The sequence below is a fragment of the Enterobacter sp. PL_is514 genome (assembly GCF_055816715.1).
Window position 1 is genome coordinate 502,403 of sequence record NZ_JBVPGN010000033.1, and the last position, 26,870, is coordinate 529,272.

At 55.7% G+C, this 26,870-nt stretch carries 26 protein-coding genes, 1 tRNA gene and 2 rRNA genes; 16 read left to right on the forward strand and 13 right to left on the reverse strand.

What is annotated here, in order from left to right; genetic code table 11:
* The first annotated feature begins 6 nt into the window (after positions 1-6).
* Positions 7-3,330 carry a miniconductance mechanosensitive channel MscM gene (gene mscM, locus AC0TNG_RS15410; protein WP_473712554.1) on the forward strand — a complete coding sequence of 1,108 codons (3,324 nt, stop codon included), beginning with the start codon at positions 7-9 and terminating at the stop codon, positions 3,328-3,330.
* 37 nt (positions 3,331-3,367) lie between these two features.
* On the opposite strand, the gene yjeM is transcribed toward mscM, so the two are convergent.
* Positions 3,368-4,867, reverse strand: a complete 1,500-nt coding sequence (gene yjeM, locus AC0TNG_RS15415; protein WP_024907344.1) for a glutamate/gamma-aminobutyrate family transporter YjeM — start codon at positions 4,865-4,867, stop codon at positions 3,368-3,370.
* A gap of 195 nt (positions 4,868-5,062) precedes the next feature.
* Complete coding sequence (gene epmA / locus AC0TNG_RS15420) at positions 5,063-6,040, reverse strand: elongation factor P--(R)-beta-lysine ligase (protein WP_473712553.1); 978 nt, start codon at positions 6,038-6,040, stop codon at positions 5,063-5,065.
* Between the two features lie 310 nt (positions 6,041-6,350).
* Here epmA and frdA point away from each other — a divergent pair, with 310 nt between their 5' ends.
* The 4 genes from frdA to frdD are packed head-to-tail and all read left to right on the forward strand — an operon-like array spanning position 6,351 to position 9,644.
* Positions 6,351-8,141 carry a fumarate reductase (quinol) flavoprotein subunit gene (gene frdA, locus AC0TNG_RS15425; protein ID WP_045909546.1) on the forward strand — a complete coding sequence of 597 codons (1,791 nt, stop codon included), beginning with the start codon at positions 6,351-6,353 and terminating at the stop codon, positions 8,139-8,141.
* Positions 8,134-8,868: a succinate dehydrogenase/fumarate reductase iron-sulfur subunit gene (locus AC0TNG_RS15430; protein WP_023310124.1), complete on the forward strand. Its 735-nt coding sequence runs from the start codon at positions 8,134-8,136 to the stop codon at positions 8,866-8,868. The genes frdA and AC0TNG_RS15430 overlap by 8 nt, the downstream gene beginning before the upstream one ends.
* Positions 8,869-8,878: 10 nt before the next feature.
* Entirely contained in the window at positions 8,879-9,274 is a 396-nt protein-coding gene (gene frdC / locus AC0TNG_RS15435) for a fumarate reductase subunit FrdC (RefSeq protein ID WP_024907347.1), read from the forward strand.
* Between the two features lie 10 nt (positions 9,275-9,284).
* Positions 9,285-9,644, forward strand: coding sequence for a fumarate reductase subunit FrdD (gene frdD / locus AC0TNG_RS15440; RefSeq protein WP_013095272.1), 360 nt, complete (start codon positions 9,285-9,287; stop codon positions 9,642-9,644).
* A 29-nt stretch (positions 9,645-9,673) separates the two neighbouring features.
* Here the strand turns inward: frdD and ampR are convergent, their stop codons facing one another.
* Positions 9,674-10,549, reverse strand: coding sequence for a LysR family transcriptional regulator AmpR (gene ampR / locus AC0TNG_RS15445; protein ID WP_024907348.1), 876 nt, complete (start codon positions 10,547-10,549; stop codon positions 9,674-9,676).
* Between the two features lie 132 nt (positions 10,550-10,681).
* On the opposite strand from ampR, the gene blaACT reads away from it, so the two are divergent.
* Entirely contained in the window at positions 10,682-11,827 is a 1,146-nt protein-coding gene (gene blaACT, locus AC0TNG_RS15450) for an ACT family cephalosporin-hydrolyzing class C beta-lactamase (protein ID WP_024907349.1), read from the forward strand.
* 121 nt (positions 11,828-11,948) lie between these two features.
* On the forward strand, positions 11,949-12,479 hold the full coding sequence (locus tag AC0TNG_RS15455; RefSeq protein ID WP_024907350.1) for a lipocalin family protein: 531 nt from the start codon (positions 11,949-11,951) through the stop codon (positions 12,477-12,479).
* On the opposite strand, the gene sugE is transcribed toward AC0TNG_RS15455, so the two are convergent.
* Positions 12,476-12,793, reverse strand: coding sequence for a quaternary ammonium compound efflux SMR transporter SugE (gene sugE, locus AC0TNG_RS15460; RefSeq protein ID WP_008502938.1), 318 nt, complete (start codon positions 12,791-12,793; stop codon positions 12,476-12,478). The genes AC0TNG_RS15455 and sugE overlap by 4 nt on opposite strands.
* Positions 12,794-13,054: 261 nt before the next feature.
* On the opposite strand from sugE, the gene AC0TNG_RS15465 reads away from it, so the two are divergent.
* On the forward strand, positions 13,055-13,654 hold the full coding sequence (locus AC0TNG_RS15465) for a helix-turn-helix transcriptional regulator (RefSeq protein WP_024907351.1): 600 nt from the start codon (positions 13,055-13,057) through the stop codon (positions 13,652-13,654).
* Positions 13,655-13,691: 37 nt separating this feature from the next.
* Here the strand turns inward: AC0TNG_RS15465 and ecnB are convergent, their stop codons facing one another.
* The 3 genes from ecnB to efp form a co-directional block, all read right to left on the reverse strand.
* Complete coding sequence (gene ecnB, locus AC0TNG_RS15470) at positions 13,692-13,838, reverse strand: lipoprotein toxin entericidin B (protein ID WP_003025482.1); 147 nt, start codon at positions 13,836-13,838, stop codon at positions 13,692-13,694.
* A 108-nt stretch (positions 13,839-13,946) separates the two neighbouring features.
* Entirely contained in the window at positions 13,947-14,078 is a 132-nt protein-coding gene (locus AC0TNG_RS15475) for an entericidin A/B family lipoprotein (protein WP_048990206.1), read from the reverse strand.
* 57 nt (positions 14,079-14,135) lie between these two features.
* Positions 14,136-14,702 carry an elongation factor P gene (efp, locus tag AC0TNG_RS15480; protein WP_010427766.1) on the reverse strand — a complete coding sequence of 189 codons (567 nt, stop codon included), beginning with the start codon at positions 14,700-14,702 and terminating at the stop codon, positions 14,136-14,138.
* A 40-nt stretch (positions 14,703-14,742) separates the two neighbouring features.
* Here efp and epmB point away from each other — a divergent pair, with 40 nt between their 5' ends.
* A complete protein-coding gene (gene epmB / locus AC0TNG_RS15485; protein ID WP_049123429.1) occupies positions 14,743-15,771 on the forward strand; it encodes an EF-P beta-lysylation protein EpmB in 1,029 nt (342 codons plus the stop codon).
* A gap of 66 nt (positions 15,772-15,837) precedes the next feature.
* Here epmB and AC0TNG_RS15490 read toward each other — a convergent pair whose 3' ends face one another.
* From AC0TNG_RS15490 to AC0TNG_RS15500, 3 genes are all read right to left on the reverse strand, one after another.
* Positions 15,838-16,191 (reverse strand): DUF4156 domain-containing protein, encoded by a 354-nt coding sequence (locus tag AC0TNG_RS15490; protein WP_024907354.1) that lies wholly within the window; start codon positions 16,189-16,191, stop codon positions 15,838-15,840.
* Positions 16,192-16,325: 134 nt separating this feature from the next.
* Positions 16,326-17,969, reverse strand: a complete 1,644-nt coding sequence (groL, locus tag AC0TNG_RS15495) for a chaperonin GroEL (protein WP_023310114.1) — start codon at positions 17,967-17,969, stop codon at positions 16,326-16,328.
* A gap of 30 nt (positions 17,970-17,999) precedes the next feature.
* Positions 18,000-18,293, reverse strand: a complete 294-nt coding sequence (locus AC0TNG_RS15500) for a co-chaperone GroES (RefSeq protein ID WP_003855929.1) — start codon at positions 18,291-18,293, stop codon at positions 18,000-18,002.
* A gap of 179 nt (positions 18,294-18,472) precedes the next feature.
* On the opposite strand from AC0TNG_RS15500, the gene yjeH reads away from it, so the two are divergent.
* The gene (gene yjeH / locus AC0TNG_RS15505; RefSeq protein WP_473712552.1) at positions 18,473-19,714 is read left to right on the forward strand and encodes an L-methionine/branched-chain amino acid transporter; all 1,242 of its coding nucleotides are present in this window, start codon (positions 18,473-18,475) and stop codon (positions 19,712-19,714) included.
* Between the two features lie 34 nt (positions 19,715-19,748).
* Here yjeH and AC0TNG_RS15510 read toward each other — a convergent pair whose 3' ends face one another.
* Positions 19,749-20,213: an FxsA family protein gene (locus tag AC0TNG_RS15510; protein ID WP_024907356.1), complete on the reverse strand. Its 465-nt coding sequence runs from the start codon at positions 20,211-20,213 to the stop codon at positions 19,749-19,751.
* Positions 20,214-20,548: 335 nt separating this feature from the next.
* Here AC0TNG_RS15510 and aspA point away from each other — a divergent pair, with 335 nt between their 5' ends.
* From aspA to AC0TNG_RS15540, 6 genes are all read left to right on the forward strand, one after another.
* Complete coding sequence (aspA, locus tag AC0TNG_RS15515; RefSeq protein WP_003855923.1) at positions 20,549-21,985, forward strand: aspartate ammonia-lyase; 1,437 nt, start codon at positions 20,549-20,551, stop codon at positions 21,983-21,985.
* A gap of 115 nt (positions 21,986-22,100) precedes the next feature.
* Entirely contained in the window at positions 22,101-23,402 is a 1,302-nt protein-coding gene (locus AC0TNG_RS15520; RefSeq protein WP_024907357.1) for an anaerobic C4-dicarboxylate transporter, read from the forward strand.
* A 113-nt stretch (positions 23,403-23,515) separates the two neighbouring features.
* Entirely contained in the window at positions 23,516-23,839 is a 324-nt protein-coding gene (gene cutA, locus AC0TNG_RS15525) for a divalent cation tolerance protein CutA (protein ID WP_014168278.1), read from the forward strand.
* Complete coding sequence (locus AC0TNG_RS15530; RefSeq protein WP_024907358.1) at positions 23,815-25,512, forward strand: protein-disulfide reductase DsbD; 1,698 nt, start codon at positions 23,815-23,817, stop codon at positions 25,510-25,512. Before cutA ends, AC0TNG_RS15530 begins: the two co-directional genes overlap by 25 nt.
* A gap of 49 nt (positions 25,513-25,561) precedes the next feature.
* Positions 25,562-26,137 (forward strand): transcriptional regulator, encoded by a 576-nt coding sequence (locus tag AC0TNG_RS15535; protein WP_024907359.1) that lies wholly within the window; start codon positions 25,562-25,564, stop codon positions 26,135-26,137.
* A 127-nt stretch (positions 26,138-26,264) separates the two neighbouring features.
* A tRNA-Phe gene (locus AC0TNG_RS15540) sits at positions 26,265-26,340 on the forward strand.
* Positions 26,341-26,584: 244 nt separating this feature from the next.
* On the opposite strand, the gene rrf is transcribed toward AC0TNG_RS15540, so the two are convergent.
* A 5S ribosomal RNA gene (gene rrf, locus AC0TNG_RS15545) occupies positions 26,585-26,700 on the reverse strand.
* Between the two features lie 69 nt (positions 26,701-26,769).
* Positions 26,770-26,870 (reverse strand): 23S ribosomal RNA (locus AC0TNG_RS15550); the annotation flags it as partial.

Here is a 26,870-nt window from a genome sequence, read left to right on the forward strand (position 1 = left end):
GCTGACGTGCGCCCGATTATCGTTCTACTGATGGCCTGGTGCCTCAGCATGGGGGCGTACGCAGCGACAGCCCCCGACGCCAAACAGATAACCCAGGAACTGGAGCAGGCAAAAGCGGCCAAACCCGCTCAGCCAGAGACCGTCGAGTCGCTCCAGGCTGCCCTGAACGCGCTTGAGGAGCGGAAAGGCTCGCTTGAGCGCGCTCAGCAGTATCAGCAGGTTATCGACAACTTCCCCAAACTCTCCCAGACGCTGCGCGCGCAGCTCAATAATCTGCGTGACGAACCGCGCGATGTGCCGGCAGGCATGACCTCCGACGCGCTGAACCAGGAGATCCTGCAGGTCAGCAGCCAGCTTCTGGAAAAGAGCCGCCTTGCTCAGCAGGAGCAGGAGCGAGCGCGTGAAATTGCCGACTCCCTCAGCCAGCTTCCGCAGCAGCAAACCGACGCCCGTCGCCAGCTTAATGAAGTTGAGCGCCGCGTGGGTACGCAAAACGGCAACACGCCACAGGCGCAGGCCCAAAATCTGGGCCTGCAGGCAGAATCGGCTCGCCTGAAGGCCCTTGTCGATGAGCTGGAGCTGGCGCAGCTTTCCGCCAATAACCGCCAGGAGCTGTCGCGAATGCGCTCTGAACTCGCTCAGAAGCAGAGCGAGCAGCTGGACGCTTACCTTCAGGCTCTGCGCAATCAGCTCAACAGTCAGCGCCAGCGTGAAGCGGAGCGTGCGCTGGAAAGTACCGAACTGCTGGCAGAAAACAGCGATAACCTGCCTTCCGGCATCGTCCAGCAGTTTAAGGTCAACCGTGAGCTTTCTGCCGCGCTGAATCAGCAGGCGCAGCGTATGGATCTGGTTGCCTCGCAGCAGCGTCAGGCGACCAATCAAACCTTGCAGGTTCGTCAGGCGTTAAACACCCTGCGCGAGCAGTCCCAGTGGCTCGGGTCATCAAACCTGCTGGGCGAAGCGCTGCGCGCCCAGGTCGCGCGCCTGCCGGAAATGCCAAAGCCGCAGCAGCTGGATACCGAGATGGCCCAGCTACGCGTTCAGCGCCTGCACTTTGAAGATCTCCTCAATAAGCAGCCGCAAATCCGCCAGATCCGTCAGGCTGATGGACAGCCGCTGACCAGCGAGCAAAACCGTATTCTGGAAGCCCAGTTGCGTACCCAGCGTGAATTGCTGAACTCTCTGCTGCAGGGCGGGGATACGCTGATTCTGGAGCTGACCAAGCTGAAGGTTTCTAACAGCCAGCTGGAAGATGCGCTGAAAGAGGTGAACGAGGCGACGCACCGTTATCTCTTCTGGACGTCCGACGTGCGTCCGATGACCTTCTCGTGGCCGATTGAGATTGTCCAGGACCTGCGCCGCCTGATTTCGCTGGATACCTTCAGCCAGTTGGGACAGGCCAGCGTGATGATGTTCACCAGCAAAGAGACCATTTTCCCGCTGCTGGGGGCGTTGATTCTGGTGGGCTTCAGCATTTACTCGCGCAGACATTTCACCCGTTTCCTCGAGCGTTCCAGCTCCAGGGTCGGGAAAGTCACCCAGGATCACTTCTGGCTGACGCTACGCACCGTATTCTGGTCGATTCTTGTCGCCTCTCCGCTGCCGGTGCTGTGGATGACGCTGGGGTATGGCCTGCGGGAAGCCTGGCCCTATCCGCTCGCAGTAGCGATTGGCGATGGCGTCACCGCCACGGTGCCGCTGCTGTGGGTAGTCATGATTTGCGCCACCTTCGCGCGCCCCAATGGCCTGTTCATCACCCACTTTGGCTGGCCGCGTAATCGCGTTGCGCGCGCCATGCGTTACTACCTGATGAGCATCGGGTTGATTGTGCCGCTGATTATGGCGCTGATCATGTTCGATAATCTCAACGACCGGGAATTCTCAGGCTCGCTGGGCCGCCTCTGCTTTATGCTGATATGCGGGGCGCTGGCCATCGTCACGCTCAGCCTGAAACGCGCGGGTATTCCGCTCTATCTGGATAAAACCGGCAGCGGCGACAACATGTTTAACCGGCTGCTCTGGAACCTGCTGCTCAGCGCACCGTTGATTGCGATGTTGGCAGCCGCGGTGGGTTACCTGGCGACGTCGCAGGCGCTGTTGGCACGTCTGGAAACCTCGGTGGCCATCTGGTTCCTGCTGCTGGTGGTGTATCACGTGATCCGCCGCTGGATGCTGATTCAGCGCCGCCGTCTGGCGTTTGATCGTGCCAAGCATCGCCGGGCGGAGATCCTCGCCCAGCGCGCGCGGGGTGAGGAAGAGCCAAACCACGTCAACAGTACGGAAGGCACGACGGAGGCGGATGAGGTCGAGCTGGATCTGGATGCCATCAGTACCCAGTCCCTGCGTCTGGTTCGCTCTATTCTGATGCTGATTGCCCTCCTGTCGGTCATCTTCCTGTGGTCGGAGATCCACTCCGCGTTTGGCTTCCTGGAGAACATCTCGCTGTGGGACGTGACCTCCACGGTGCAGGGCGTTGAAAGCCTGGAGCCGATTACCCTGGGGGCGGTGCTGATTGCCATTCTGGTGCTGATCATCACCACCCAGCTGGTGCGTAACTTCCCGGCGCTGCTGGAGCTGGCGCTGCTGCAGCATCTGGATTTGACGCCGGGTACGGGCTATGCGATCACGACCATTACCAAATATCTGATCATGCTGTTTGGCGGGCTGGTTGGCTTCTCGATGATCGGTATTGAGTGGTCGAAGCTCCAGTGGCTGGTGGCAGCGCTCGGCGTCGGGTTAGGTTTTGGTTTACAGGAGATCTTCGCCAACTTCATCTCCGGCCTGATCATTCTGTTCGAAAAACCGATCCGTATTGGCGATACCGTCACGATCCGCGATCTGACCGGCAGCATCACGAAGATCAACACCCGTGCGACGACGATCAGCGACTGGGATCGGAAAGAGATCATCGTGCCAAACAAGGCGTTTATTACCGAGCAGTTCATCAACTGGTCGCTGTCAGACTCCGTTACCCGTGTGGTGCTGACGGTACCGGCGCCGTCGGACGCTAACAGCGAAGAGGTCACCCAGATCCTCTACACCGCCGCTAAGCGCTGCTCGCTGGTGATCGACAACCCGGCGCCGGAAGTCTTCCTTGTGGATTTACAGCAGGGGATCCAGATTTTCGAGCTGCGTATCTACGCCGCCGAAATGGGACACCGTATGCCGCTGCGCCATGAGATCCACCAGTTGATTCTGGCGGGCTTCCGCGAGCACGGTATTGATATGCCGTTCCCACCTTTCCAGATGCGTCTGGAAAGCCTGGACGGACGTAAAACAGGAAGAACGCTGACGTCAGCGGCGCGTACGCGCCCGGCGGGCAGTTTATAACGCGTCTCCCCTCCCTTTCGGGAGGGGAATATTCCCGCTACGCCACTTCTGCGACGTATGCCATCGCGCGTCGACGGTAATTCTCATAAATCCCCATCGCCAGCAGCGAGAAGAAGATTGGGCCGCCCACCATCCACAGCGCGCTGTTCCAGTCGTTCGCCTCAATTACCGGCTGGATAATGGTGAAGATGTTGGCAAACGCCACCACCAGCACCACCACCGTGGTGGCCAGCAGCGTTGCCGCGCGGCTTTTAAAAATCACAAACGGACGTTCAAGATCCTGCTTCGCCTTAAAGAACGGGAACGCCAGGGTCAGGAACAGGTACGGCAGCGTCATCGACACGTTCGCCATCAGGGTCAGCTTGTTGTAAAACGCAGACGCCGTATCGCCGCCAAATGACACCAGCAGAATGAACACGCACACCAGCACACACTGCATCCACATGGCGTTGGCAGGCATGCCTGCGGTGTTCAGCTGGGTCATACGTGCTGGCCACAGCGCTTTTGGCGTACCCTGAATAATCGCTTTCAGCGGCGAATAGATCAGCGTGAAGAATGCGCCGGTATAGGCCAGGAACATCGACAGGCCGGTAATACGCGCGAACCAGACCCCCATTACCGATGCCGCCTCGGGACTCAGGTTCATCGCCTGCCCCAGCGTCATCCCCAGGCTTTTCATCAGCACATAGGTGATGTTGCCAAGGTTAGTGGTGTTGTTGCTCAGCACCTGCTGCCAGTTGGTGCTGACGCCCCAGAGAAAAATCGCCAGCGAATAGCCGATGGAAATCACGATGGCGGCAAAAATAATGCCTTTCGCAAAGTTCTTTTCCGGGTTTTCCGTCTTATCGACCAGGCCGCCTACGGCTTCAATACCGCCGTAAGCGAAGATGGCAAACACCACGAAGGAGAGCATCGCGAGCCCGGACTGGTAGCCCGGATTCGGCGAGGAGGAAAAGTTAACATCCTGTGCAAAATGACCACCGTTCAGGCACAGGATAGCGATGCTCGCCAGCAGCAGCACCAGGTTCAATCCCATCACCGAGATCCCGCCCACGGCGGTAATCCGGGCAATTTTATTGATACCTTTAGACGCCACCAGCGTCACGACAACCATCCAGCATACCGCCAGAATCCCGACGACCTGCGTGGAGCTCAGCCCGGCCAAAGACCAGACCTGCGTTTTATCGGCACCGAAAAGAAACGTCGAGAACGGCACCCAGACTTTGGCCGCCGTACTCACCATCCAGACGACGTAGGATGAAAACCACATAAACGTGCCGATAAACGCATAGCGCGGCCCGACGCTGTTATTCATCCATGAGTAGATCCCGCCCTCTTCTTTCCGGTAAGCCGAGCCCATCTCCGCCATCATCAGCGCAAACGGGATAAAGAAGAACAGAGCAGAAACGATATAAAACGGCGTCGCGCTGTAGCCCATCAGATAGAACGCTGACGGGCTGTTGGCAAAGCCAAAGACTGAGGTAAATATCATCAGGATGAGCCCGGTGAGGGTCATCTTTTTGAGTGACTGGGACATAGAACCATCCGAAAAGGAATTAAACTGCGCGGATGGTAGCAGAAGACCAGACAGATATTGTGGCTATGCGGGGCAAATTAAGAAAAAGACCCGTGTATAGGGAATGTGGCAGTTTTTAATGTTGTCGTGCTGAAATGGAAAGGTTAATTGACAGGAATGGTAGGCCGGGTAAGCGCAGCGCCACCCGGCATTTTATTAGGCGCGATCGACCGTAAAGGCAATCACATCGCCAAGCTGCTCTGCGCCCAGGGCCAGCATCACCAGACGGTCAACACCCAGCGCCACGCCGGAGCAATCCGGCAGACCTGCTTTTAATGCTTCAAGCAGATTAACATCAATAGGCTGCTGCGGCAGACCGCGCGCGGCGCGCTTGCGGTTATCCTGCTCGAAGCGCTGCTGCTGCTCGCGGGCGTCGGTCAGTTCATGGAAGCCGTTCGCCAGCTCGATGCCTTTGTAATAGACCTCAAAACGCTCTGCGACACGATGATCTTCGGTACTGATCTGCGCCAGTGAGGCCTGGCTTGCCGGGAAGTGATAAACAAACGTCGGACGATCTTTGCCAATCTGCGGTTCAACGCCAAAAGTGAACAGCAGCTGCAGCAGCGTGTCACGATCCTCTTCGGTATCCGCCACGTTGCTCAGATCCAGTTTTGCCGCCACTTCGCGCAGCTGGGTTTTGTCCGCCGACAGCGGATCGATTTCCAGATGGCGCTGGAAAGCCTGCTGATAGGAAAGGGTTTCGGCTTCCGAGCAGTCCAGGACCTGCTGCAGCAGATCGTCCACCTCATTCATCAGGCGGTACATATCATAATGCGGGCGGTACCACTCCAGCATGGTGAATTCCGGGTTGTGGTGACGACCCATCTCTTCATTACGGAAACTGCGGCACAGCTGATAGACCGGACCACACCCCGCTGCCAGCAGGCGTTTCATGTGGTATTCCGGGCTGGTCATCAGATACAAATTCATGCCCTGAGAGTGGCCGGGGCCAACAAAACGGGTTTCAAACGGGACCAGATGAATATCCGTTACCGTTGCCTGACTCATGCACGGGGTTTCCACCTCCAGGACGCCGCGGTCGACAAAGAAACGGCGGATCTCCGCCATAATTGCAGCGCGTTTTAACAGATTAGGGATGGATGCGCTCGGCTGCCAGGTGGCCGTTTCGCTCATGAGTTGTTCTCCGATTTCAGACAAGGGCACGAAGTCTACTCGTTAGCCGGGGCAGAGACAAATTTTGTGCAGTAAAAAAGCGCATTTCATTTAGGTGAACAATTGCGTGACGTATTTCATCAATCTTCATGATAAATCGCCTGACAGAACAGCAAAAAAATCGAACACGTCAAATTTCCCTGACATCTACACGGTTATACTGTTTTACCCATAAAGGAGCAGTGGAAACGCTTTCGCAATCGTCCTTTTGGACGGGTGAACTACCTTTAGTTTGTCGCGTTGCGAAATAACAAAAATCTGGAGGAATGTCGTGCAAACTTTTCAAGCCGATCTTGCCGTAATAGGCGCTGGCGGGGCTGGATTACGTGCTGCGATTGCTGCAGCACAAGCTAATCCCAACGCTAAAATCGCATTGATTTCAAAAGTCTATCCAATGCGTAGTCACACAGTGGCAGCAGAAGGAGGGTCCGCCGCCGTTGCGCAGGATCATGACAGCTTTGAATACCATTTCCACGACACGGTTGCAGGGGGCGACTGGCTTTGCGAACAGGATGTCGTCGACTACTTTGTGCACCATTGTCCAACGGAGATGACCCAGCTTGAACAGTGGGGATGTCCATGGAGCCGCCGTCCGGACGGCAGCGTCAACGTTCGCCGCTTCGGCGGCATGAAGATCGAACGCACCTGGTTCGCCGCCGATAAGACCGGCTTCCATATGCTGCACACCCTGTTCCAGACCTCCCTTCAGTTCCCACAAATCCAGCGCTTCGATGAACATTTCGTCCTCGACATTCTGGTGGATGATGGCCACGCGCGCGGCCTGGTGGCGATGAACATGATGGAAGGCACGCTCGTCCAGATCCGCGCCAACGCGGTAGTAATGGCGACGGGCGGTGCGGGTCGCGTTTATCGTTATAACACCAACGGCGGCATCGTTACCGGCGACGGTATGGGCATGGCGCTCAGCCACGGCGTGCCGCTGCGCGATATGGAGTTCGTGCAGTATCACCCAACCGGCCTGCCGGGCTCCGGCATTCTGATGACGGAAGGCTGCCGCGGTGAAGGCGGTATTCTGGTCAATAAAAACGGCTACCGCTATCTGCAGGATTACGGCATGGGCCCGGAAACCCCGCTCGGCGAGCCGAAGAACAAATACATGGAGCTCGGCCCGCGTGACAAAGTCTCTCAGGCTTTCTGGCACGAGTGGCGCAAAGGCAACACCATCTCCACGCCGCGTGGCGATGTGGTCTATCTCGACCTGCGTCATCTGGGCGAGAAGAAACTGCTGGAACGTCTGCCGTTCATCTGCGAGCTGGCGAAAGCCTACGTTGGCGTGGATCCGGTTAAAGAGCCGATCCCGGTGCGTCCAACCGCGCACTACACCATGGGCGGTATCGAAACCGATCAGCAGTGCGAAACCCGCATTAAAGGGCTGTTCGCCGTCGGCGAATGTTCTTCCGTTGGCCTGCACGGCGCTAACCGTCTCGGGTCTAACTCGCTGGCAGAGCTGGTTGTCTTTGGCCGCATGGCGGGCGAGCGCGCAATGGAGCGTGCGGCAACCGCAGGTGAAGCCAACGGTGCCGCGCTGGATGCGCAGGTCGCAGACGTTGAAAAACGCCTGAAAGATCTGGTGAACCAGGAGGGTAACGAGAACTGGTCTAAGATCCGCGACGAGATGGGCCTGTCGATGGAAGAAGGCTGCGGTATCTACCGTACCCCTGAGCTGATGCAAAAAACCGTCGACAAGCTGGCGGAACTGCAGGAGCGCTTCAAGCGCGTGCGCATCACCGACACCTCCAGCGTATTCAACACCGACCTGCTCTACACCATCGAGCTGGGCCACGGTCTGAACGTTGCGGAATGTATGGCGCACTCTGCGCTGGCGCGCAAAGAGTCGCGTGGGGCCCACCAGCGTCTGGACGAAGGCTGTACCGAACGTGACGACGTCAATTTCCTGAAACACACTCTCGCCTGGCGCGATGCGGATGGCACCACACGTCTGGACTACAGCGACGTGAAAATCACCACGCTGCCGCCGGCAAAACGCGTGTACGGTGCAGAAGCAGAAGCCGCCGAGAAGAAGGAGAAGGCGAATGGCTGAGATGCAAAAAATGAAAGTTGAAGTGGTGCGCTACAATCCGGAAGTGGACGCCGCACCGCACAGCGCTTTCTATGAAGTGCCTTATGACGAGCAAACCTCCCTGCTGGACGCGCTCGGCTATATCAAAGACAACCTGGCGCCAGACCTGAGCTACCGCTGGTCCTGCCGCATGGCGATCTGCGGCTCCTGCGGCATGATGGTCAACAAGGTGCCGAAGCTGGCCTGTAAGACCTTCCTGCGCGAGTACACTAAAGGTATTAAGGTCGAAGCGCTGGGCAACTTCCCGATTGAACGCGATCTGGTGGTCGATATGACCCACTTTATCGAAAGCCTGGAAGCCATTAAGCCGTACATCATTGGTAACCCACGCACGCCGGATCAGGGGCCAAACACCCAGACCCCGGCGCAGATGGCGAAATATCATCAGTTCTCCGGCTGCATCAACTGCGGTCTTTGCTACGCCGCCTGTCCACAGTTTGGCCTGAACAAGGAGTTCATCGGCCCGGCCGCCATTACCCTGGCGCACCGCTATAACGAGGACAGCCGCGACCACGGCAAAAAAGAACGTATGGCGCAGCTTAACAGCCAGAACGGCGTCTGGAGCTGTACCTTTGTGGGCTACTGCTCCGAAGTCTGTCCGAAGCACGTCGACCCGGCCGCCGCTATTCAGCAGGGTAAAGTGGAAAGCTCGAAAGACTTTCTTATCGCTACCCTGAAACCACGCTAAGGAGTGCATGATGACGACTAAACGCAAAGCCTATGTGCGGCCAATGCCGTCCACCTGGTGGAAAAACCTGCCGTTTTATCGCTTCTATATGCTGCGTGAAGGCACGGCGGTACCGGCAGTCTGGTTCAGCCTTGAGCTGATGTACGGCGTTTTTGCCCTCAAGCACGGTCCGGAAACCTGGGCCAACTTTGTCGGTTTTCTGCAAAACCCGATCATCGTTGTGCTGAACCTGATCGTGCTCGCGGCCGCGCTGCTTCATACCAAAACGTGGTTTGAACTGGCGCCAAAAGCGGCGAACATCATCGTTAAAGACGAAAAAATGGGGCCAGAGCCGGTGATTAAAGGGCTCTGGGCGGTGACGATTCTGGTCACTGTGGTCATTCTGTTTGTCGCACTGTTCTGGTAAGGAGACACCTGTGATCAATCCAAATCCAAAACGTTCTGACGAGCCGGTCTTCTGGGGCCTGTTTGGCGCAGGCGGCATGTGGAGTGCCATCATCGCCCCCGTCATTATCCTGCTGGTCGGCATTATGCTGCCGCTGGGGCTGTTCCCGGGCGATGCGCTGAGCTACGAGCGCGTACTGGCATTCGCGGGCAGCTTTATCGGTCGCGTGTTCATCTTTCTGATGATCGTCCTGCCGCTGTGGTGTGGTCTGCACCGTATTCACCATGCGATGCATGACCTGAAAATCCATGTCCCGAGCGGTAAATGGGTGTTCTACGGTCTGGCGACCATCCTGACCGTGGTGACGCTGATTGCCGTGGTCACCATCTGACGCTTCTGGCCCGCCATCCGGCGGGCCTTTTATTTCTGCATCTTTCCCACCAGCCACTGGGCAAACTCGCGCATTGCGGGCGTTTCTGTCCGTGACTGTAGTCTTGTCAGCCAGTAGCTGCCGAGGTCAATCTGCGTTGCAAACGGCTGCACGATGCGCTCGCTGCTGAGTAAATGGGTAAACATGTCGACAGGCGCAATGGCAATCCCGACGCCTGCCTGAGCCGCTTCCAGCATGGTCACGGACGAGTCAAACACCATCACCCGGTGCGTCGGCGAGGGAGGATGTTCACCCGCTGCCTGCATCCACGCAGCCCACTCGTCGCGTCGGTAGGAGCGAAGCAGGGTAAACTTCAGGATATCTGCCGGGCTTTTCAGGCAAGAGGCAATATCGGGTGTACAGAGCGCAGACAGCGGCGCGGCGCAAAGAAATTCAGCATCGGTTCCATGCCACGCGCCGCCACCGTAGCGAATGGTGTAATCAAGTCCTTCAGCCGCCGGATCGACGCGATTGTTATGGGTGGAAAGCTGAAGATCAATATGCGGATAGCAGCGGCGAAAGTCCGCGAGCTCTGAGAATAAAACACCCGTGGCAAAGGTCCCTACCACACCTATTTTGAGCTTCTCCTGAGCGCGCTGGCTGGCAAAGCGATCCAGCATCCCGGCAATACGATCGAACGAGTCATTCAGCACCGGCAGCAAATTCTCGCCTTCGGTGGTCAACATCAGCCCGCGCGAAACGCGGACAAACAGCTGGCAATTAAGGTGCTGCTCCAGCGCCTTTACGTGCTGGCTAATCGCGGAATGGGTGACGTTCAGCTCGATAGCGGCATGCGTAAAACTGAGGTGCCTGGCAGCAGCTTCAAACGCCCGCAGGGAATTAAGAGGAAGATAGCTGCGCGTCATAGTCTCGTCCGTTAGAAAAATTAACAGCTAATGCTAAATTTAACCGTTTGTCAGCCATAGTCAAATCCAACAGACTACAGCGGTCTGACGGGCCCGGACACTCCCTTGAACCGCTATTACGGAAGATAACTGATGATGAAAAAATCCCTAAGCTGTGCCCTGCTGCTCAGCACCTCCTGCTCGGTATTGGCTGCACCGATGTCAGAAAAACAGCTGGCTGAGGTGGTGGAACGTACCGTTACGCCGCTGATGAAAGCGCAGGCCATCCCGGGTATGGCGGTGGCGGTGATTTATCAGGGTCAGCCGCACTACTTTGCCTTCGGTAAAGCCGATGTCGCGGCAAACAAACCTGTCACCCCACAAACCTTGTTCGAACTGGGCTCTATAAGTAAAACCTTCACCGGCGTACTGGGTGGCGATGCCATTGCTCGCGGTGAAATATCGCTCGGCGATCCGGTGACAAAGTACTGGCCTGAGCTGACGGGCAAGCAGTGGCAGGGGATTCGCATGCTGGATCTGGCAACCTATACCGCAGGCGGTCTGCCGTTGCAGGTGCCGGATGAGGTCACGGATACCGCCTCCCTGCTGCGCTTTTATCAAAACTGGCAGCCGCAGTGGAAGCCGGGCACCACGCGTCTTTATGCCAATACCAGCATTGGTCTTTTTGGCGCGCTTGCGGTCAAACCTTCCGGCATGAGCTATGAGCAGGCCATAACGGCGCGGGTCTTTAAGCCGCTCAAGCTGGACCATACGTGGATTAACGTTCCGAAAGCGGAAGAGGCGCATTACGCCTGGGGATACCGTGACGGTAAAGCGGTCCACGTTTCGCCAGGCATGCTCGACGCGGAAGCCTATGGCGTAAAAACTAACGTGAAGGATATGGCAAGCTGGGTAATGGTGAACATGAAGCCTGACTCCCTTCAGGATACTTCACTCAGGCAAGGCATTGCCCTGGCGCAGTCTCGCTACTGGCGCGTAGGGGCCATGTATCAGGGGTTAGGCTGGGAAATGCTTAACTGGACGGTCGATGCCAAAACCGTAGTTGAAGGTAGCGACAATAAGGTGGCGCTGGCACCGTTGCCTGCGAGAGAAGTAAATCCTCCGGCACCGCCGGTTAAGGCCTCCTGGGTTCATAAAACAGGCTCTACCGGCGGATTTGGCAGCTACGTGGCCTTTATACCTGAAAAGCAGCTCGGCATTGTGATGCTGGCAAATAAAAGCTATCCGAACCCTGCACGCGTTGATGCGGCATACCGCATCCTCGACGCGCTGCAGTAAAACATTGCCGGGTGGCGGCTTCGCCTTACCCGGCCTACAAAATCCACGGTGTGACGCCGTACAAAAACCACATTTTCCTTGCCGTCATCTACACTTAACAAAAAACAGTAAGGAAACTCCTATGCGCATTTTGCCTGTTATCGCCGCGGTGACAGCCGCGTTTTTAGTGGTTGCCTGCAGTTCCCCTACCCCACCGCCTGGCGTTACCGTCGTCACGCCTTTTGATGCACAACGCTTCCTTGGAACATGGTATGAAATCGCGCGCCTCGACCACCGGTTTGAGCAGGGCTTAGAGAAGGTCACTGCGAATTACAGCCCGATGGATGATGGCGGTATTCAGGTGATCAACCGGGGCTATAACCCCGACCGGGAGATGTGGCAACAGTCGATTGGGAAAGCGTACTTCACGGGCGACCCGCGGCGGGCCGCGCTTAAAGTCTCGTTCTTTGGCCCGTTTTATGGCGGCTATAACGTGATCGCGCTCGACAGAGAGTACCGTCACGCGCTGGTCTGCGGGCCGGATCGCGACTATCTATGGATACTTTCCCGCACGCCAACACTTTCACCAGAAATGAAGCAGCAGATGCTGGACGTCGCGACCCGGCAAGGGTTTGATGTGTCAAAACTTATCTGGGTGAAACAACCCCATTAATGGGTGCTGAGCTTCAGCCCAACGATCCCGGCCACAATCAAGGCGAGGCTGGCGATACGCGCCAGACTCGCTGACTCTCCCAGCAGCAAAATGCCGGTGATAGCGGCACCCACCGCGCCAATACCCGTCCAGACGGCATAAGCCGTTCCCACAGGCAGAGAGCGCATCGCCCAGGATAACAGAACGATACTGACTATCATGGCGGTAACGGTAATGACGCTGGGCGTCAGGCGGGTAAATCCGTGGGTGTACTTGAGACCAATCGCCCATACCACTTCGAGCAGGCCAGCAATAAAAAGAATGATCCAGGACATGTCAGGCTCCTTAACTTAATACAAGTTGGGGCCGTCCCCGGTGAAAGAAACGCTTACGGGTCGTCCCGTAAGGCAGAGATTACGCCACCTATTGTGGTTAGCGTGCTATTTTTTTTCAATCATTTTTTGCTGAACACGTTAAGGCAAGAAATAGCCGCAGTATGGCGCGGAGTTCCGGCTTTTAGCACTCATCCGACTTCTCTATGATGATGTGCTTTCTGATGGCAGGAAGCCAAACCACTAGCCGACTGCGAATAAAATATGTTCAAAATTCTTTTGATTGACCGTTGTCACTTCACCCGCACGGGGTTTGAAGCATGGCTCAATCATTCCGGTTTGTTCCCGGGACACTACGTTGTGACCGGGCTGAATAATCTGTTTCTTGCCAGAGAACACATTCTGCAATGGAAACCTACGTTGGTTATTGCTGACCTGTACGGCTTCAGGCAGGACATTCACCATTTTCAGCAGCTCTCGTCCCTGCTTAACGCCAGTGAACGATTACCGTTTATTTTGCTGCAATCGGGAGAGGACAGCGGCATGACAGACTGGCTCGGACAGTTCCCGGTGTGGTCGTCGTTGTTGAAAAACGCCAGTCTCGAAGAAGTGGCAACGGTTATCAACGACGCATTGATCTCGCGCTCATGTGCTGAAAGGCCAGCGGCCGCCGCCCCCTTGCTGACCCGGCAGGAAGAGAAGGTGCTGACATTGTGGATGGACGGCGCGAGCAATCAAAAAATTGCCGCTCACCTGAGTATCAACGGAAAAACGGTCTATACCTATAAACGCAATATCCGCATGAAATTGCATATGGATACGCGTTTTTCTCCGTTTTTATCCCTGCAGGAATCGGAAAGCTGACGGTACGAAACCCGACTGGTCCCGTACCGTTTATTCATTACTGCTGAGCTTTTGTTGCTGCACCAGAGATTGCGCTACCACCTTCAGAAATATCCTGACCGACGCCACGCGTGGTATTACAGGCCGTTAACACTGAAGAAAGTACCAGGACTGAAAAGATCGCTGCAATTGTCTTCTTAACCATAATATCTTCCTTTTATAGCCAAAGTTGTTTTGTGTATAGCAACTTAAGAATAGACAAGATCCCGCCGGTTGACGGAAAAGGACGCATTTTTAGGAAAATTAGACGAACTTAGCTGGCGGCGTGAGAAATGATATGACCGAGATCCTGGATGTCTTGTCCCATTCCACGCGTGGTGTTACAGCCGGAAAGCAATGCGCAGGAAAGCGCTAACAGAAGCAGAATTTTAACGGTACGTTTCATCATCCCTGCCTGCAAGAATCAGGCGCAGCGGGCGCTGCGCCTTCAATCATACGTAAATTACTTCACGCGGGATACGTATTCGCCGGAGCGGGTATCCACTTTGATCACTTCGCCAGTCTGTACGAACAGTGGCACTTTAACCACGGCGCCGGTAGACAGTTTGGCTGGTTTACCGCCGGTACCTGCGGTATCACCTTTCAGACCTGGATCGGTTTCAACGATTTCCAGTTCTACGAAGTTTGGTGGGGTCACAGCGATAGGCTGGCCGTTCCACAGGGTCACGATGCACTCAGCCTGATCCAGCAGCCATTTAGCGCTGTCACCTACCGCTTTCTCATCAGCAGACAGCTGTTCGAAAGTGGAGTTGTTCATGAAATGATAGAACTCACCGTCGTTGTACAGATAGGTCAGGTTCATATCAACAACATCAGCGCCTTCAGCGGAGTCAGTAGACTTGAAGGTTTTCTCAACACGGGTACCGGTCAGCAGACGGCGCAGCTTAACGCGTGCGAATGCCTGGCCTTTACCTGGTTTAACGAATTCGCTGGCTTCAACCGCGTACGGTTCGCCGTCCATCATGATTTTAAGACCAGCACGAAAATCGTTGCTATAGTACGTTGCCATAAGGCCCTCTAAATTTGTTAACTGGTAGCTAAGCCACAAAATGGCGCATATTGTAACCCTAAACACCCCGTCCAGAGAAGATTGGTTATCGCAACTTGCCGATGTAATCACCAGTCCTGATGAATTGCTGCGTCTTTTAGACCTCGATCAGCACCCAGAATTGCTTGCAGGCCGCGAGGCAAAGCGCCTGTTCGCCCTGCGCGTTCCCCGCGCGTTTGTGGCGCGGATGGAGAAAGGCAATCCCGACGATCCGCTATTAAAACAAACGCTTACTTCGCAGGATGAGTTTGTCACCGCGCCGGGTTATAGCACCGATCCGCTGGAAGAGCAGAACAGCGTGGTGCCCGGTTTACTGCACAAGTATCTCAACCGCGCCCTGCTGCTGGTAAAAGGTGGCTGTGCGGTAAATTGTCGTTATTGCTTCCGTCGGCACTTCCCTTATGCCGAAAACCAGGGCAATAAACGCAACTGGCAGGTCGCGCTGGACTATATCGCCGCCCATCCGGAGCTGGATGAGATTATTTTTTCCGGCGGCGACCCGCTGATGGCAAAAGATCATGAGCTGGACTGGCTGCTGACTCAGCTTGAAGCCATCCCGCACATTAAGCGCCTGCGCATTCACAGCCGTTTACCGATTGTTATTCCGGCACGTATCACGGACGGCCTGGTGTCACGCCTGGAGCAGTCCCGATTGCAGGTGCTGCTGGTGAACCATATTAACCACGCGAACGAAATTGACGATGCGTTTCGCGCGGCGATGGCGCGACTGCGTAAAGCGGGCGTGACGCTGCTGAACCAGAGCGTGCTGCTGCGCGGCGTCAATGACAGCGCCCGCGTGCTGGCCGATCTGAGCAATGCCCTGTTTGATGCGGGCGTGATGCCCTATTACCTGCACGTGCTGGATCGCGTTCAGGGCGCGGCCCATTTCATGGTGACGGACGAAGAAGCCCGGCAGATTATGCGCGAACTGTTAACGCTGGTTTCAGGCTATATGGTGCCGAAGCTGGCACGCGAGATTGGCGGAGAGCCGAGCAAGACGCCGCTGGATTTGCAGCTGCGGCAGCACTAAAAAGGCAGGTGGCGCTACGCTTACCTGCCCTACGGGGTCCGGGCGCAGCGCCATCAGCAAGTTAACTCAGTTTGGGCACTTGTAGACCTGGCCGCTCATCTGGCTGGCGGTCGGCACGAAGCTGGACAGCATACTCTGCGTTGGGCTGCTCACGCCGTAAATCACGTTGCCACCCATTGCCGCAGCCTGGTTACGCAGGGCATTCGCCGCACCGCGCATAGAGCCACCTTCTTCACCATGCTGACCAGACATCCAGTTGCTTTGCTCACCGGTTGCCGTGCCTAACAGCTGGCATTCACTGCCGGGCTTATCTTCCACAAAGCGAACGCCCTGGCCCGCTGCCGACAGCTCATTGCTGGAGCTACAACCCGCCAGCAGCAATGCTGCCCCTACAATCCCTGCACAGACTTTTACGCGCATGTTATTCCTCGTTTTCAATAAGCTGGACAGTAGTTGTCCGTGTGTAAATCTTATACCTAAAAGATGACCAAAAGAAAAACCCCCGAGCATTTCTGCCCGGGGGTTTTTCACATTCTACGACGTAGAGCGCACGATTACATCATGCCGCCCATTCCGCCCATGCCGCCCATACCAGCAGCACCTAAGTCAGGCGCATCGCCTTTTGGCAGGTCGGTCACCATGCACTCGGTGGTGATCATCAGACCAGCAACAGAGGCCGCATACTGCAGAGCAGAACGGGTTACTTTAGTTGGGTCCAGGATACCGAAGTCGATCATGTTGCCGTATTCTTCGGTTGCCGCGTTGTAACCGTAGTTACCTTCGCCCGCTTTAACGTTGTTCGCCACAACAGATGGCTCTTCACCGGCGTTGGACACGATCTGACGCAGAGGCGCTTCCATTGCGCGCAGCGCAACTTTGATACCCACGTTCTGATCTTCGTTCTGAGCGGTCAGGCCAGCCAGTTTAGCGGCCACGCGCACCAGCGCAACGCCACCACCCGCAACCACGCCTTCTTCTACCGCAGCACGGGTCGCGTGCAGGGCATCGTCAACGCGTGCTTTTTTCTCTTTCATTTCAACTTCGGTCGCCGCACCGACTTTAATTACCGCAACGCCGCCAGCCAGTTTCGCTACGCGCTCCTGCAGTTTTTCACGGTCGTAATCGGAAGTCGCTTCTTCGATCTGCTTACGGATCTGACCCACGCGGCCCTGAATAGCGGCTTCTTCACCCACGCCATCGATGATGGTGGTGGTGTCTTTGTTGATCACAACGCGTTTCGCCTGGCCCAGGTCTTCCAGGGTCGCTTTTTCCAGCTCCATACCGATCTCTTCAGAGATCACGGTACCGCCGGTCAGGGTAGCGATATCCTGCAGCATGGCTTTACGGCGATCGCCGAAGCCAGGTGCTTTAACCGCAGCCACTTTCACGATGCCGCGCATGGTGTTAACCACCAGAGTTGCCAGCGCTTCGCCTTCAACGTCTTCAGCGATGATAACCAGCGGTTTGCCTGCTTTAGCAACGGCTTCCAGCACTGGCAGCATTTCGCGGATGTTGGAGATTTTCTTGTCAGCCAGCAGGATGAACGGGCTTTCCAGCTCAACAGCGCCAGTCTCTGGCTTGTTGATGAAGTATGGGGACAGGTAACCGCGGTCGAACTGCATACCTTCAACCACGTCCAGTTCGTCTTCCAGACCGGTACCGTCTTCAACGGTGATCACGCCTTCTTTACCGACTTTATCCATCGCTTCTGCGATCAGTTTACCTACGGTTTCGTCGGAGTTAGCGGAGATGGTACCAACCTGAGCAATGGCTTTAGAGTCAGAGCACGGTACGGACAGCGCTTTCAGTTCTTCAACAGCGGAGGCGACAGCTTTGTCGATACCACGTTTCAGATCCATTGGGTTCATGCCCGCAGCAACGGCTTTCAGACCTTCAGTGATGATAGCCTGCGCCAGAACGGTCGCGGTGGTGGTACCGTCGCCTGCAGCGTCGTTCGCTTTAGAGGCAACTTCTTTCACCATCTGCGCGCCCATGTTTTCGAACTTGTCTTCCAGCTCGATTTCACGTGCTACAGAAACACCATCTTTGGTGATGGTTGGCGCGCCGAAGGATTTATCCAGCACTACGTTACGGCCTTTCGGGCCCAGGGTCACTTTAACTGCATCTGCCAGTACGTTTACGCCGCGGAGCATTTTTACACGAGCGTCGTTACCGAATTTTACGTCTTTAGCTGCCATGTTCTTATTTCCTCAAATCTCGTGCGTAAATTACGCTTCAACAATTGCCAGAATGTCGCTTTCGGACATGATCAACACTTCTTCATTGTCGATCTTCTCGGATTTCACGCCGTAGCCATCGTTGAAAATTACGATGTCACCAACTTTAACGTCCAGCGGCTGCACAGTTCCGTTTTCCAGGATGCGGCCCTTACCGACAGCGATGATTTCGCCACGCGTTGATTTGGCTGCTGCAGAACCGGTCAGAACGATGCCGCCAGCAGACTTGGTTTCAACTTCTTTACGTTTGACGATCACACGATCATGTAACGGACGAATACTCATTGATAGCTCTCCTTTGAGAAAGTCATTATCAGTTATGGATGACGCCGGCCCGCAAGCGGTTTTCCGACTAGTGCCCTGAGAGATGGGGATAGCTTTTTACCCCTTCAAGGGGGAGTTGAAAAAAAAATTTGCGAAAGTGTTACCATCGCCTCTCTTTTGGTACTGGCAGGGCGATGTCAATGAGTGGACTCAAGCAGGAGTTAGGGCTGGCGCAGGGCGTTGGCCTGCTCTCAACCTCCTTGTTAGGTACGGGCGTGTTTGCCGTACCGGCACTGGCGGCGCTGGTCGCGGGAAATAATAGCCTGTGGGCGTGGCCAGCGCTGATTGTACTGGTTTTCCCGATAGCCATTGTGTTTGCCATCCTGGGGCGGCATTTCCCCAGCGCGGGCGGCGTGGCGCACTTTGTCGGCCTGGCCTTTGGGCCACGGCTGCAGCGTGTCACCGGCTGGCTGTTTCTCTCCGTCATTCCGGTTGGCCTTCCTGCGGCGCTGCACATTGCGACCGGCTTTGGTCAGGCGCTGTTTGGCTGGCATAACGAGCAGCTGTTGCTGGCAGAACTGGGCACGCTGGCTATCGTCTGGTGGGTAGGCTCTCGCGGGGCCCGCTCCAGCGCCAACCTGCAGACGCTGGTTGCGGTGCTGATTGTCGCGCTCGTTGCCGCTATCTGGTGGGCGGGCGATATCACAATCAAGGAAATTCCCTTCCCGGCGGTGACAGACGTCGATCATTCACAGCTTTTCGCCGCGCTCTCCGTCATGTTCTGGTGTTTTGTGGGTTTGGAAGCCTTTGCCCATCTTGCCTCTGAATTTAAGCAGCCTGAGCGCGATTTCCCCCGGGCGCTGATGATAGGCCTGCTGCTGGCAGGCACGGTCTACTGGGCGTGTACCGTGCTGGTGTTGCACTTCCACGCGTTCGGCGCGGATCTCGCCGCCGCGGCATCGCTGCCGGGTATCGTGGTTAATCTGTTTGGTGTGAAGGCGCTGTGGATCGCCTGCGTCATCGGCTATCTGGCCTGTTTTGCCAGCCTCAACATTTATATCCAGAGCTTTGCCCGGCTGGTGTGGTCGCAGGCGCTCGACAAACCTGAGAATCGCCTCGCGCGCCTGTCTAAACGCCAGCTTCCGCTGAATGCCCTGAATGCCGTGCTGGGCTGCTGCGTGTTGAGCACGCTGTGTATTTACGCACTGAAGATCAATCTGGACGCGCTGATCGTCTACGCCAACGGCATTTTCATTATGATCTACCTGCTGTGCATGCTGGCGGGATGTCGTTTGCTGCAAGGTCGCTATAAAACACTGGCGGTCATCGGGGGTGGGCTTTGCCTGCTGTTGCTGGCGATGGTGGGATGGAAGAGTCTGTACGCGATTGTCATGCTGGTAGGACTGTGGCTGTTTTTACCGAAGCGCGATGCGCACCAGTAGCGCCCGGTAAGCGAAGCGCCACCGGGCAAATCTATCACCGATCGTCTTTATGGTCTAAACGGTCGTGCTGTTCATCTTTACGCTGATATTCCCCTTCAAAGGTATCGCCTGGCCCGGTGCTGAACCCACCGCCAGGCATACGGTTAAAGCGCAGATGCGGCAGCAGCTTCATGGTCAGGTGCTTTTGCACCGGCGGCAGAAGCAACAGAAGGCCGAGGAAGTCGGTGAAGAACCCCGGCAGGATCAGCAGCAGCCCCGCAATAATCAGCGATACGCTTTTGATCATCTCCGCTGCCGGGCTTTCGCCTGCGGCCATCTTCTCCTGCATTAACAGGAAATTTTTGAAACCCTGATTACGCACCAGCGACATGCCGATGACGGAGGTGAAAATCACCAGAATCAGCGTCAGCAGGACGCCCAGCACATGGGCAACCTGGATGAAAATGGAAATCTCAATGTAAACATAGAGAAAGAAAGCAATAAACGGTATCCAGCGCACTGGCATCTCCTGTGTGGCAAGGGTCGACGGGCCCCTGTCTGAATGTGTTCGCGACGCGCGTTTGTATGAGATGGTGACGGTTAGCGAAAATTCAATCAGTTTGCACGGATATTTTTTTTGGAAATATTAAAGCGGTGACCCATTTCACAGATTAATAATTATCATGGAATCGGCTCGATAATAAGTGATCCAGCTTACGGCAATTCGCTATCATCAGCATATGATCTCGAACATCTGGCTGATTGAGGGAATAATCGTCGGCCAGAAAATATTCAAAACCACATAAATACTGTGTGTTTAGTACAATCCATCGGCAGCTTGAAAAGAAGGTTCACATGTTAAACAACATTCGTATCGAAGAAGACTTGTTGGGTACCAGGGAAGTTCCAGCGGATGCCTACTACGGTGTTCACACTCTGAGAGCGATTGAAAACTTCTACATCAGCAACAGCAAAATCAGCGACATCCCTGAGTTTGTCCGTGGCATGGTGATGGTGAAGAAAGCCGCAGCCCTGGCCAACAAAGAGCTGCAAACCATTCCTAAAAGCGCGGCAAATGCGATTATCGCAGCCTGCGATGAAGTGCTGAACAACGGCAAATGCATGGACCAGTTCCCGGTTGACGTCTATCAGGGCGGCGCGGGCACCTCCGTCAACATGAATACCAACGAAGTACTGGCAAACATTGGCCTGGAGCTGATGGGTCACCAGAAAGGTGAATACCAGTACCTTAACCCGAACGACCACGTTAACAAATGCCAGTCCACCAACGACGCTTACCCTACCGGCTTCCGTATCGCGGTGTATGCCTCTGTAGTGAAACTGGTGGATGCGATCAACCAACTGGGTGATGGCTTCCAGCGTAAAGCGGTTGAGTTCCAGGACATCCTGAAAATGGGTCGTACCCAGCTGCAGGACGCGGTGCCGATGACCCTCGGCCAGGAATTCCACGCGTTTAACGTGCTGCTTAACGAAGAGACCAAAAACCTGCTGCGCACCTCCGAGCTGCTGCTGGAAGTGAACCTGGGCGCAACCGCCATCGGTACACGTCTGAACACCCCGGATGGCTATCAGCAGCTGGCGGTACAGAAGCTGGCTGAAGTCTCTAACCTGCCGGTTGTGCCTGCAGAAGACCTGATTGAAGCGACCTCCGACTGCGGCGCCTACGTCATGGTACACAGCGCCCTGAAACGTCTGGCAGTGAAACTGTCCAAAATCTGTAACGACCTGCGCCTGCTTTCCTCCGGTCCGCGCGCTGGCCTGAACGAAATCAACCTGCCAGAGCTGCAGGCGGGTTCGTCCATCATGCCGGCCAAGGTGAACCCGGTTGTGCCAGAAGTGGTGAATCAGGTTTGCTTCAAAGTCATCGGTAACGATACAACCGTGACCATGGCCTCTGAAGCGGGTCAGCTGCAGCTGAACGTGATGGAGCCAGTGATTGGCCAGGCGATGTTTGAATCTATCCACATCCTGACCAACGCCTGCTACAACCTGCTGGAAAAATGCATTAACGGCATCACAGCGAATAAAGAAGTCTGTGAGGGTTATGTCTATAACTCCATCGGGATCGTCACCTACCTCAACCCGTTCATCGGTCACCACAACGGTGACATCGTCGGTAAGATTTGTGCCGAAACCGGTAAGAGCGTACGTGAAGTGGTGCTGGAGCGCGGGCTGTTGACCGAAGCGGAGCTGGACGATATCTTCTCGGCCCAGAACCTGATGCACCCGGCATATAAAGCAAAACGATATACCGATGAAAGCGAACAGTAACCGTTCAGGCTAGGCTTCTTAAGGCACGTCACTTGTGACGTGCCTTTTTTCTTTTTAGGCGTTACCGAAATACAACAATTCAATATCAACTTGTTAATAAGCAAGGAAGGTCCTTATGTTTGGAGCAGAACTCGTCATCGTCTTGTTGGCGATTTATTTGGGAGCAAGACTCGGGGGTATCGGCATCGGTTTTGCTGGTGGTCTCGGGGTGCTCGTTCTTACCCTTATCTTTCAGATTAAACCCGGCGCAATCCCGTTTGACGTTATCGAAATCATCATGGCCGTTATTGCCGCTATCGCCGCCATGCAGGTGGCAGGCGGTATGGACTACCTGGTGAGCCTGGCGGAGCGTATGCTGCGCCGCCATCCAAAATACATTACCTTCCTTGCCCCGCTGGTGACCTGGTTTATGACCATTCTCGCCGGTACGGGCCACACCGCCTTCTCCACGCTGCCGGTGATTACCGAAGTGGCGAAAGAGCAGGGTATCCGTCCGTCTCGTCCGCTCTCTATTGCCGTCGTCGCGTCCCAGATTGCGATTACCGCCTCGCCGATTTCCGCTGCGGTGGTCTTCTTCGCCGGTATCCTTGAACCGATGGGCGTGAGCTACCTGACGCTGCTGGCGATCTGTATCCCGGTGACGCTGATTGCGGTGATGATCACTGCCGTGCTGTGTAACTTCCTCGGCGCTGAACTGAAAGACGATCCGGTTTATCAGGAGCGTCTGGCAAAAGGTGAAGTGAGCCTGCGCGGCAGCCAGGTCTTCGAGCTGAAGCCACATGCGAAGCGCTCCGTGCTGCTGTTCCTGATTGGGATTGTCGCCGTCATGTTCTATGCGACCGCCATCAGCGATACCGTGGGCCTGATCCAGAACCCGGTCCTGCCGCGTAACGAAGCGATTGTGGTGTTCATGCTGACCATCGCGACGCTGATTAGTATCACCTGTAAAATCGACACCAGCGAAGTGCTGAACGCCAGCACCTTCAAATCCGGTATGAGCGCCTGCGTATGCGTGCTGGGCGTGGCGTGGCTCGGTGATACCTTCGTGAAAGCGCACATCAGCGACATTCAGACCGTAGCAGGCGACCTGCTGCACAACTATCCGTGGCTGCTGGCGGTGGTGCTGTTCTTTGCCGCTACCCTGCTTTACTCCCAGGCGGCGACCACCAAAGCGCTGATGCCTGCGGCACTGATGCTGGGCGTTACCCCGCTGACGGCGATTGCCTCTTTCGCGGCGGTTTCTGCCCTGTTCGTTCTGCCAACCTACCCAACCCTGCTGGCTGCGGTGGAGATGGACGACACCGGCTCAACCCGTATCGGTAAGTATGTGTTTAACCACGCGTTCCTAATCCCGGGCGTGGTTGCCATTTCACTTTGCGTGATCCTCGGCTTTATCATTGGCGGCGTGGTGCTGTAAACGGTGAGTAGTTGTAAAAATAGTTAAAATCGGGCCGCTCTGCGGCCCGTTTCATTAATGACCAATCGCCTTGCGTGATATAGTGAAGACTTTCGTGATGAGGAGGTCGACTTGTGAACACGCCTGATGCTGTTGTCGTACTGTGTACCGCCCCTGATGAAGCCTCTGCCCAGGATCTCGCCGCCAAAGTGCTGGCCGAAAAGCTGGCTGCCTGCGTGACGCTCCTCCCCGGCGCTACCTCTCTTTACTATTGGGAAGGTAAGCTGGAGCAAGAGTACGAAGTTCAGATGTTGCTCAAAACCAATCTGGCGAATCAGCAGGCTCTCCTGGACTGCCTCAAATCTCATCATCCTTACCAAACCCCGGAGCTGCTGGTCCTGCCAGTGGTTCATGGCGATAACGACTATCTCTCATGGCTCAACGCTTCCTTACGCTGATCCTGCTGCTGTGCAGCACGTCAGCTTTTGCCGGGTTGTTTGACGCGCCCGGCCGTTCGAACTTCATCCCTGCCGACCAGGCTTTCGTTTTCGATTTTCAGCAAAACCAGCATGACCTTACGCTCAACTGGCAGGTGAAAGAGGGTTATTACCTCTATCGCAAGCAGGTAAGCATTACGCCTGCTCAGGCCAGCGTGGGCGCTTTACAGATGCCCTCTGGCGAGTGGCATGAGGACGAGTTCTACGGCAAGAGTGAAATCTACCGCCAGCGCCTGAGCTTGCCTGTTACGGTGAATCAGGCGGATAAAGGTGCGACCCTGACGGTGACCTATCAGGGGTGCGCGGACGCGGGATTCTGCTATCCGCCTGAAACGAAGGTCGTTCCGCTCAGCGAAGTTAAGGCTGCCGCCGCTTTCTCCCCTCTCCCCTCTGGGGAGAGCGGTAAAAGTGAAGCCGCGTCAGACCTTCCGTTCTCCGCGCTGTGGGCCTTGCTGATCGGTATCGGCATTGCCTTTACGCCGTGCGTGCTGCCGATGTATCCGCTCATCTCTGGCATCGTGCTGGGCGGTAAGCAACGGCTTTCCACCGCCCGCGCCCTGCTGTTGGCCTTTATTTATGTGCAGGGCATGGCGTTGACCTACACGGCCCTTGGCCTTGTGGTTGCCGCTGCCGGGTTACAGTTCCAGGCCGCACTGCAGCATCCTTACGTCCTTATTAGCTTATCGGTGGTGTTTATCCTGCTGGCTCTGTCGATGTTCGGCCTGTTTACCCTGCAGTTACCGTCGTCTCTGCAAACTCGCTTAACGCTAATGAGTAATCGCCAGCAGGGTGGCTCGGCCGGCGGGGTATTCGCAATGGGAGCCATCGCTGGTTTAATTTGCTCCCCTTGCACCACCGCACCGCTGAGCGCCATCCTGCTCTATATTGCCCAGAGCGGCAATCTGTGGCTTGGCGGCGGTACGCTGTACCTTTACGCGCTGGGCATGGGCCTGCCGCTGATTCTGGTTACGGTTTTCGGCAACCGCCTGCTGCCGAAGAGCGGCCCGTGGATGGAGACGGTGAAAACCGCGTTTGGCTTTGTGATTCTGGCGCTGCCGGTGTTCCTCCTCGAGCGTATCATCGGCGACGTCTGGGGTTTGCGTCTGTGGGCGATGCTCGGCGTAGCATTCTTCTCCTGGGCGTTTATCGTCAGTCTGGGGGCGAAAAAAGCGTGGATGCGCCTGGTGCAAATCCTCCTGCTCGCCGCCGCGCTGGTGAGCGTGCGTCCTCTTCAGGACTGGGCGTTCGGCTCGCCGGTAGGCCAGACGCAGGCGCATCTGAACTTCATCCAGATTAAGAACGTTGATGAGCTCAACAGCGCGCTCGCACAGGCAAAAGGCAAACCGGTGATGCTCGATCTCTATGCCGACTGGTGCGTTGCCTGCAAAGAGTTTGAGAAATATACCTTTAGCGATCCGCAGGTGCAAAGCGCCCTGAAAGAGACCGTTTTGCTTCAGGCGAACGTGACCGCCAATAATGCGCAGGATAAGGCTCTGCTAAAGCAGCTTAACGTGCTCGGGCTGCCAACCATTCTGTTCTTCAATCAGCAGGGCCAGGAGCAGCCAGAACAGCGTGTAACCGGGTTTATGGATGCAGCGGCATTTAACGCGCATTTGCGCAATCGCCAACCGTAAACAACACTTTAAACGGGACAAACCGTTGGGAATAGCGGAGGAGATAACCGTGCAACGTGAAGACGTACTGGGACAAGCCCTGCAATTACTTGAGATTCAAGGGATCGCCAGCACCACGCTTGAGATGGTAGCCGACCGTATCGATTACCCCGTAGATGATCTTAAGCGCTTCTGGCCGGATAAAGAGGCGCTTGTTTATGATGCCCTGCGCTATCTCAGCCAGCAGGTTGATGTCTGGCGCAGGCAGCTGATGCTGAATGAAGAACTGACTGCGGAACAAAAGCTGCTGGCGCGCTATACCGCCCTGACGGAATGTGTCAGCAACAACCGGTACCCGGGTTGTCTGTTCATCGCCGCCTGCACTTATTTTCCCGACCCAGGCCATCCTGTCCATCAGCTGGCGGATCAGCAAAAACGGGCGGCGCATGACTTCACCCACGAGCTGCTGACCAAGCTGGAAGTGGATGATCCGGCAATGGTGGCGAAACAGATGGAGCTGGTGCTGGAGGGCTGCCTGAGCCGCATGCTGGTGAACCGTAGCCAGGCCGACGTGGATACGGCGCACCGGCTGGCGGAAGATATTCTGCGCTTTGCTCAGTGTCGTATGGGCGGGGCATTGACGTAAGTGAACCTGTTAAATTCGACGTATTCGGCGCGTAAACCGCCAGATTGCCGCAAACTTAAGCAGTTGAACAGCTTTTCCCGAAATAATGTTGACGCTAGAGCGTGATTGCGGTTTAATGCGCTCCGTTGCCCGGATAGCTCAGTCGGTAGAGCAGGGGATTGAAAATCCCCGTGTCCTTGGTTCGATTCCGAGTCCGGGCACCACTATTTAAAGAACCCAGCCTATGGCTGGGTTTTTGCTTTTCTGCGTTTATCAAAACCTTCCCTGTTTTTATATTCCTGTATCTCTTTCCAGTAAGATCGTGCGGTCTGGTCTGCCCGGTGGCGCTGCGCTTACCGGGCCTTCGGATTTTGCAGGCAGGATAAGGCTAAGCCGCCATCCGCCATGATTTCTGACGCACAAAGCAAAAAACCCCGCGCCTTACGGTGCGGGGTTCTTCTAATTGATACCTGGCAGTTCCCTACTCTCACATGGGGAGACCCCACACTACCATCGGCGCTACGGCGTTTCACTTCTGAGTTCGGCATGGGGTCAGGTGGGACCACCGCGCTAAAGCCGCCAGGCAAATTCTGTTAATCTGTATCAGGCTGAAAATCGTGTCTGTCTCTTCGCCGAAACACCTTCGGCGTTGTAAGGTTAAGCCTCACGGTTCATTAGTATCGGTTAGCTCAACGCATCGCTGCGCTTACACACCCGACCTATCAACGTCGTCGTCTTCAACGTTCCTTCAGGA

What these genes read in the sequence shown, in the direction of transcription:
- ampR (WP_024907348.1), bottom strand. Translation starts at nt 10,549, where the DNA reads ATGACGCGCAGCTATCTTCCTCTTAATTCCCTGCGGGCGTTTGAAGCT.
- AC0TNG_RS15500 (WP_003855929.1), bottom strand. Translation starts at nt 18,293, where the DNA reads ATGAGTATTCGTCCGTTACATGATCGTGTGATCGTCAAACGTAAAGAA.
- yjeH (WP_473712552.1), top strand. Translation starts at nt 18,473, where the DNA reads ATGAGTGGACTCAAGCAGGAGTTAGGGCTGGCGCAGGGCGTTGGCCTG.
- blaACT (WP_024907349.1), top strand. Translation starts at nt 10,682, where the DNA reads ATGATGAAAAAATCCCTAAGCTGTGCCCTGCTGCTCAGCACCTCCTGC.
- AC0TNG_RS15465 (WP_024907351.1), top strand. Translation starts at nt 13,055, where the DNA reads ATGTTCAAAATTCTTTTGATTGACCGTTGTCACTTCACCCGCACGGGG.
- AC0TNG_RS15530 (WP_024907358.1), top strand. Translation starts at nt 23,815, where the DNA reads ATGGCTCAACGCTTCCTTACGCTGATCCTGCTGCTGTGCAGCACGTCA.
- epmB (WP_049123429.1), top strand. Translation starts at nt 14,743, where the DNA reads ATGGCGCATATTGTAACCCTAAACACCCCGTCCAGAGAAGATTGGTTA.
- AC0TNG_RS15430 (WP_023310124.1), top strand. Translation starts at nt 8,134, where the DNA reads ATGGCTGAGATGCAAAAAATGAAAGTTGAAGTGGTGCGCTACAATCCG.
- frdC (WP_024907347.1), top strand. Translation starts at nt 8,879, where the DNA reads ATGACGACTAAACGCAAAGCCTATGTGCGGCCAATGCCGTCCACCTGG.
- AC0TNG_RS15475 (WP_048990206.1), bottom strand. Translation starts at nt 14,078, where the DNA reads ATGAAACGTACCGTTAAAATTCTGCTTCTGTTAGCGCTTTCCTGCGCA.
- AC0TNG_RS15520 (WP_024907357.1), top strand. Translation starts at nt 22,101, where the DNA reads ATGTTTGGAGCAGAACTCGTCATCGTCTTGTTGGCGATTTATTTGGGA.
- AC0TNG_RS15455 (WP_024907350.1), top strand. Translation starts at nt 11,949, where the DNA reads ATGCGCATTTTGCCTGTTATCGCCGCGGTGACAGCCGCGTTTTTAGTG.
- yjeM (WP_024907344.1), bottom strand. Translation starts at nt 4,867, where the DNA reads ATGTCCCAGTCACTCAAAAAGATGACCCTCACCGGGCTCATCCTGATG.
- groL (WP_023310114.1), bottom strand. Translation starts at nt 17,969, where the DNA reads ATGGCAGCTAAAGACGTAAAATTCGGTAACGACGCTCGTGTAAAAATG.
- epmA (WP_473712553.1), bottom strand. Translation starts at nt 6,040, where the DNA reads ATGAGCGAAACGGCCACCTGGCAGCCGAGCGCATCCATCCCTAATCTG.
- ecnB (WP_003025482.1), bottom strand. Translation starts at nt 13,838, where the DNA reads ATGGTTAAGAAGACAATTGCAGCGATCTTTTCAGTCCTGGTACTTTCT.
- sugE (WP_008502938.1), bottom strand. Translation starts at nt 12,793, where the DNA reads ATGTCCTGGATCATTCTTTTTATTGCTGGCCTGCTCGAAGTGGTATGG.
- efp (WP_010427766.1), bottom strand. Translation starts at nt 14,702, where the DNA reads ATGGCAACGTACTATAGCAACGATTTTCGTGCTGGTCTTAAAATCATG.
- AC0TNG_RS15490 (WP_024907354.1), bottom strand. Translation starts at nt 16,191, where the DNA reads ATGCGCGTAAAAGTCTGTGCAGGGATTGTAGGGGCAGCATTGCTGCTG.
- aspA (WP_003855923.1), top strand. Translation starts at nt 20,549, where the DNA reads ATGTTAAACAACATTCGTATCGAAGAAGACTTGTTGGGTACCAGGGAA.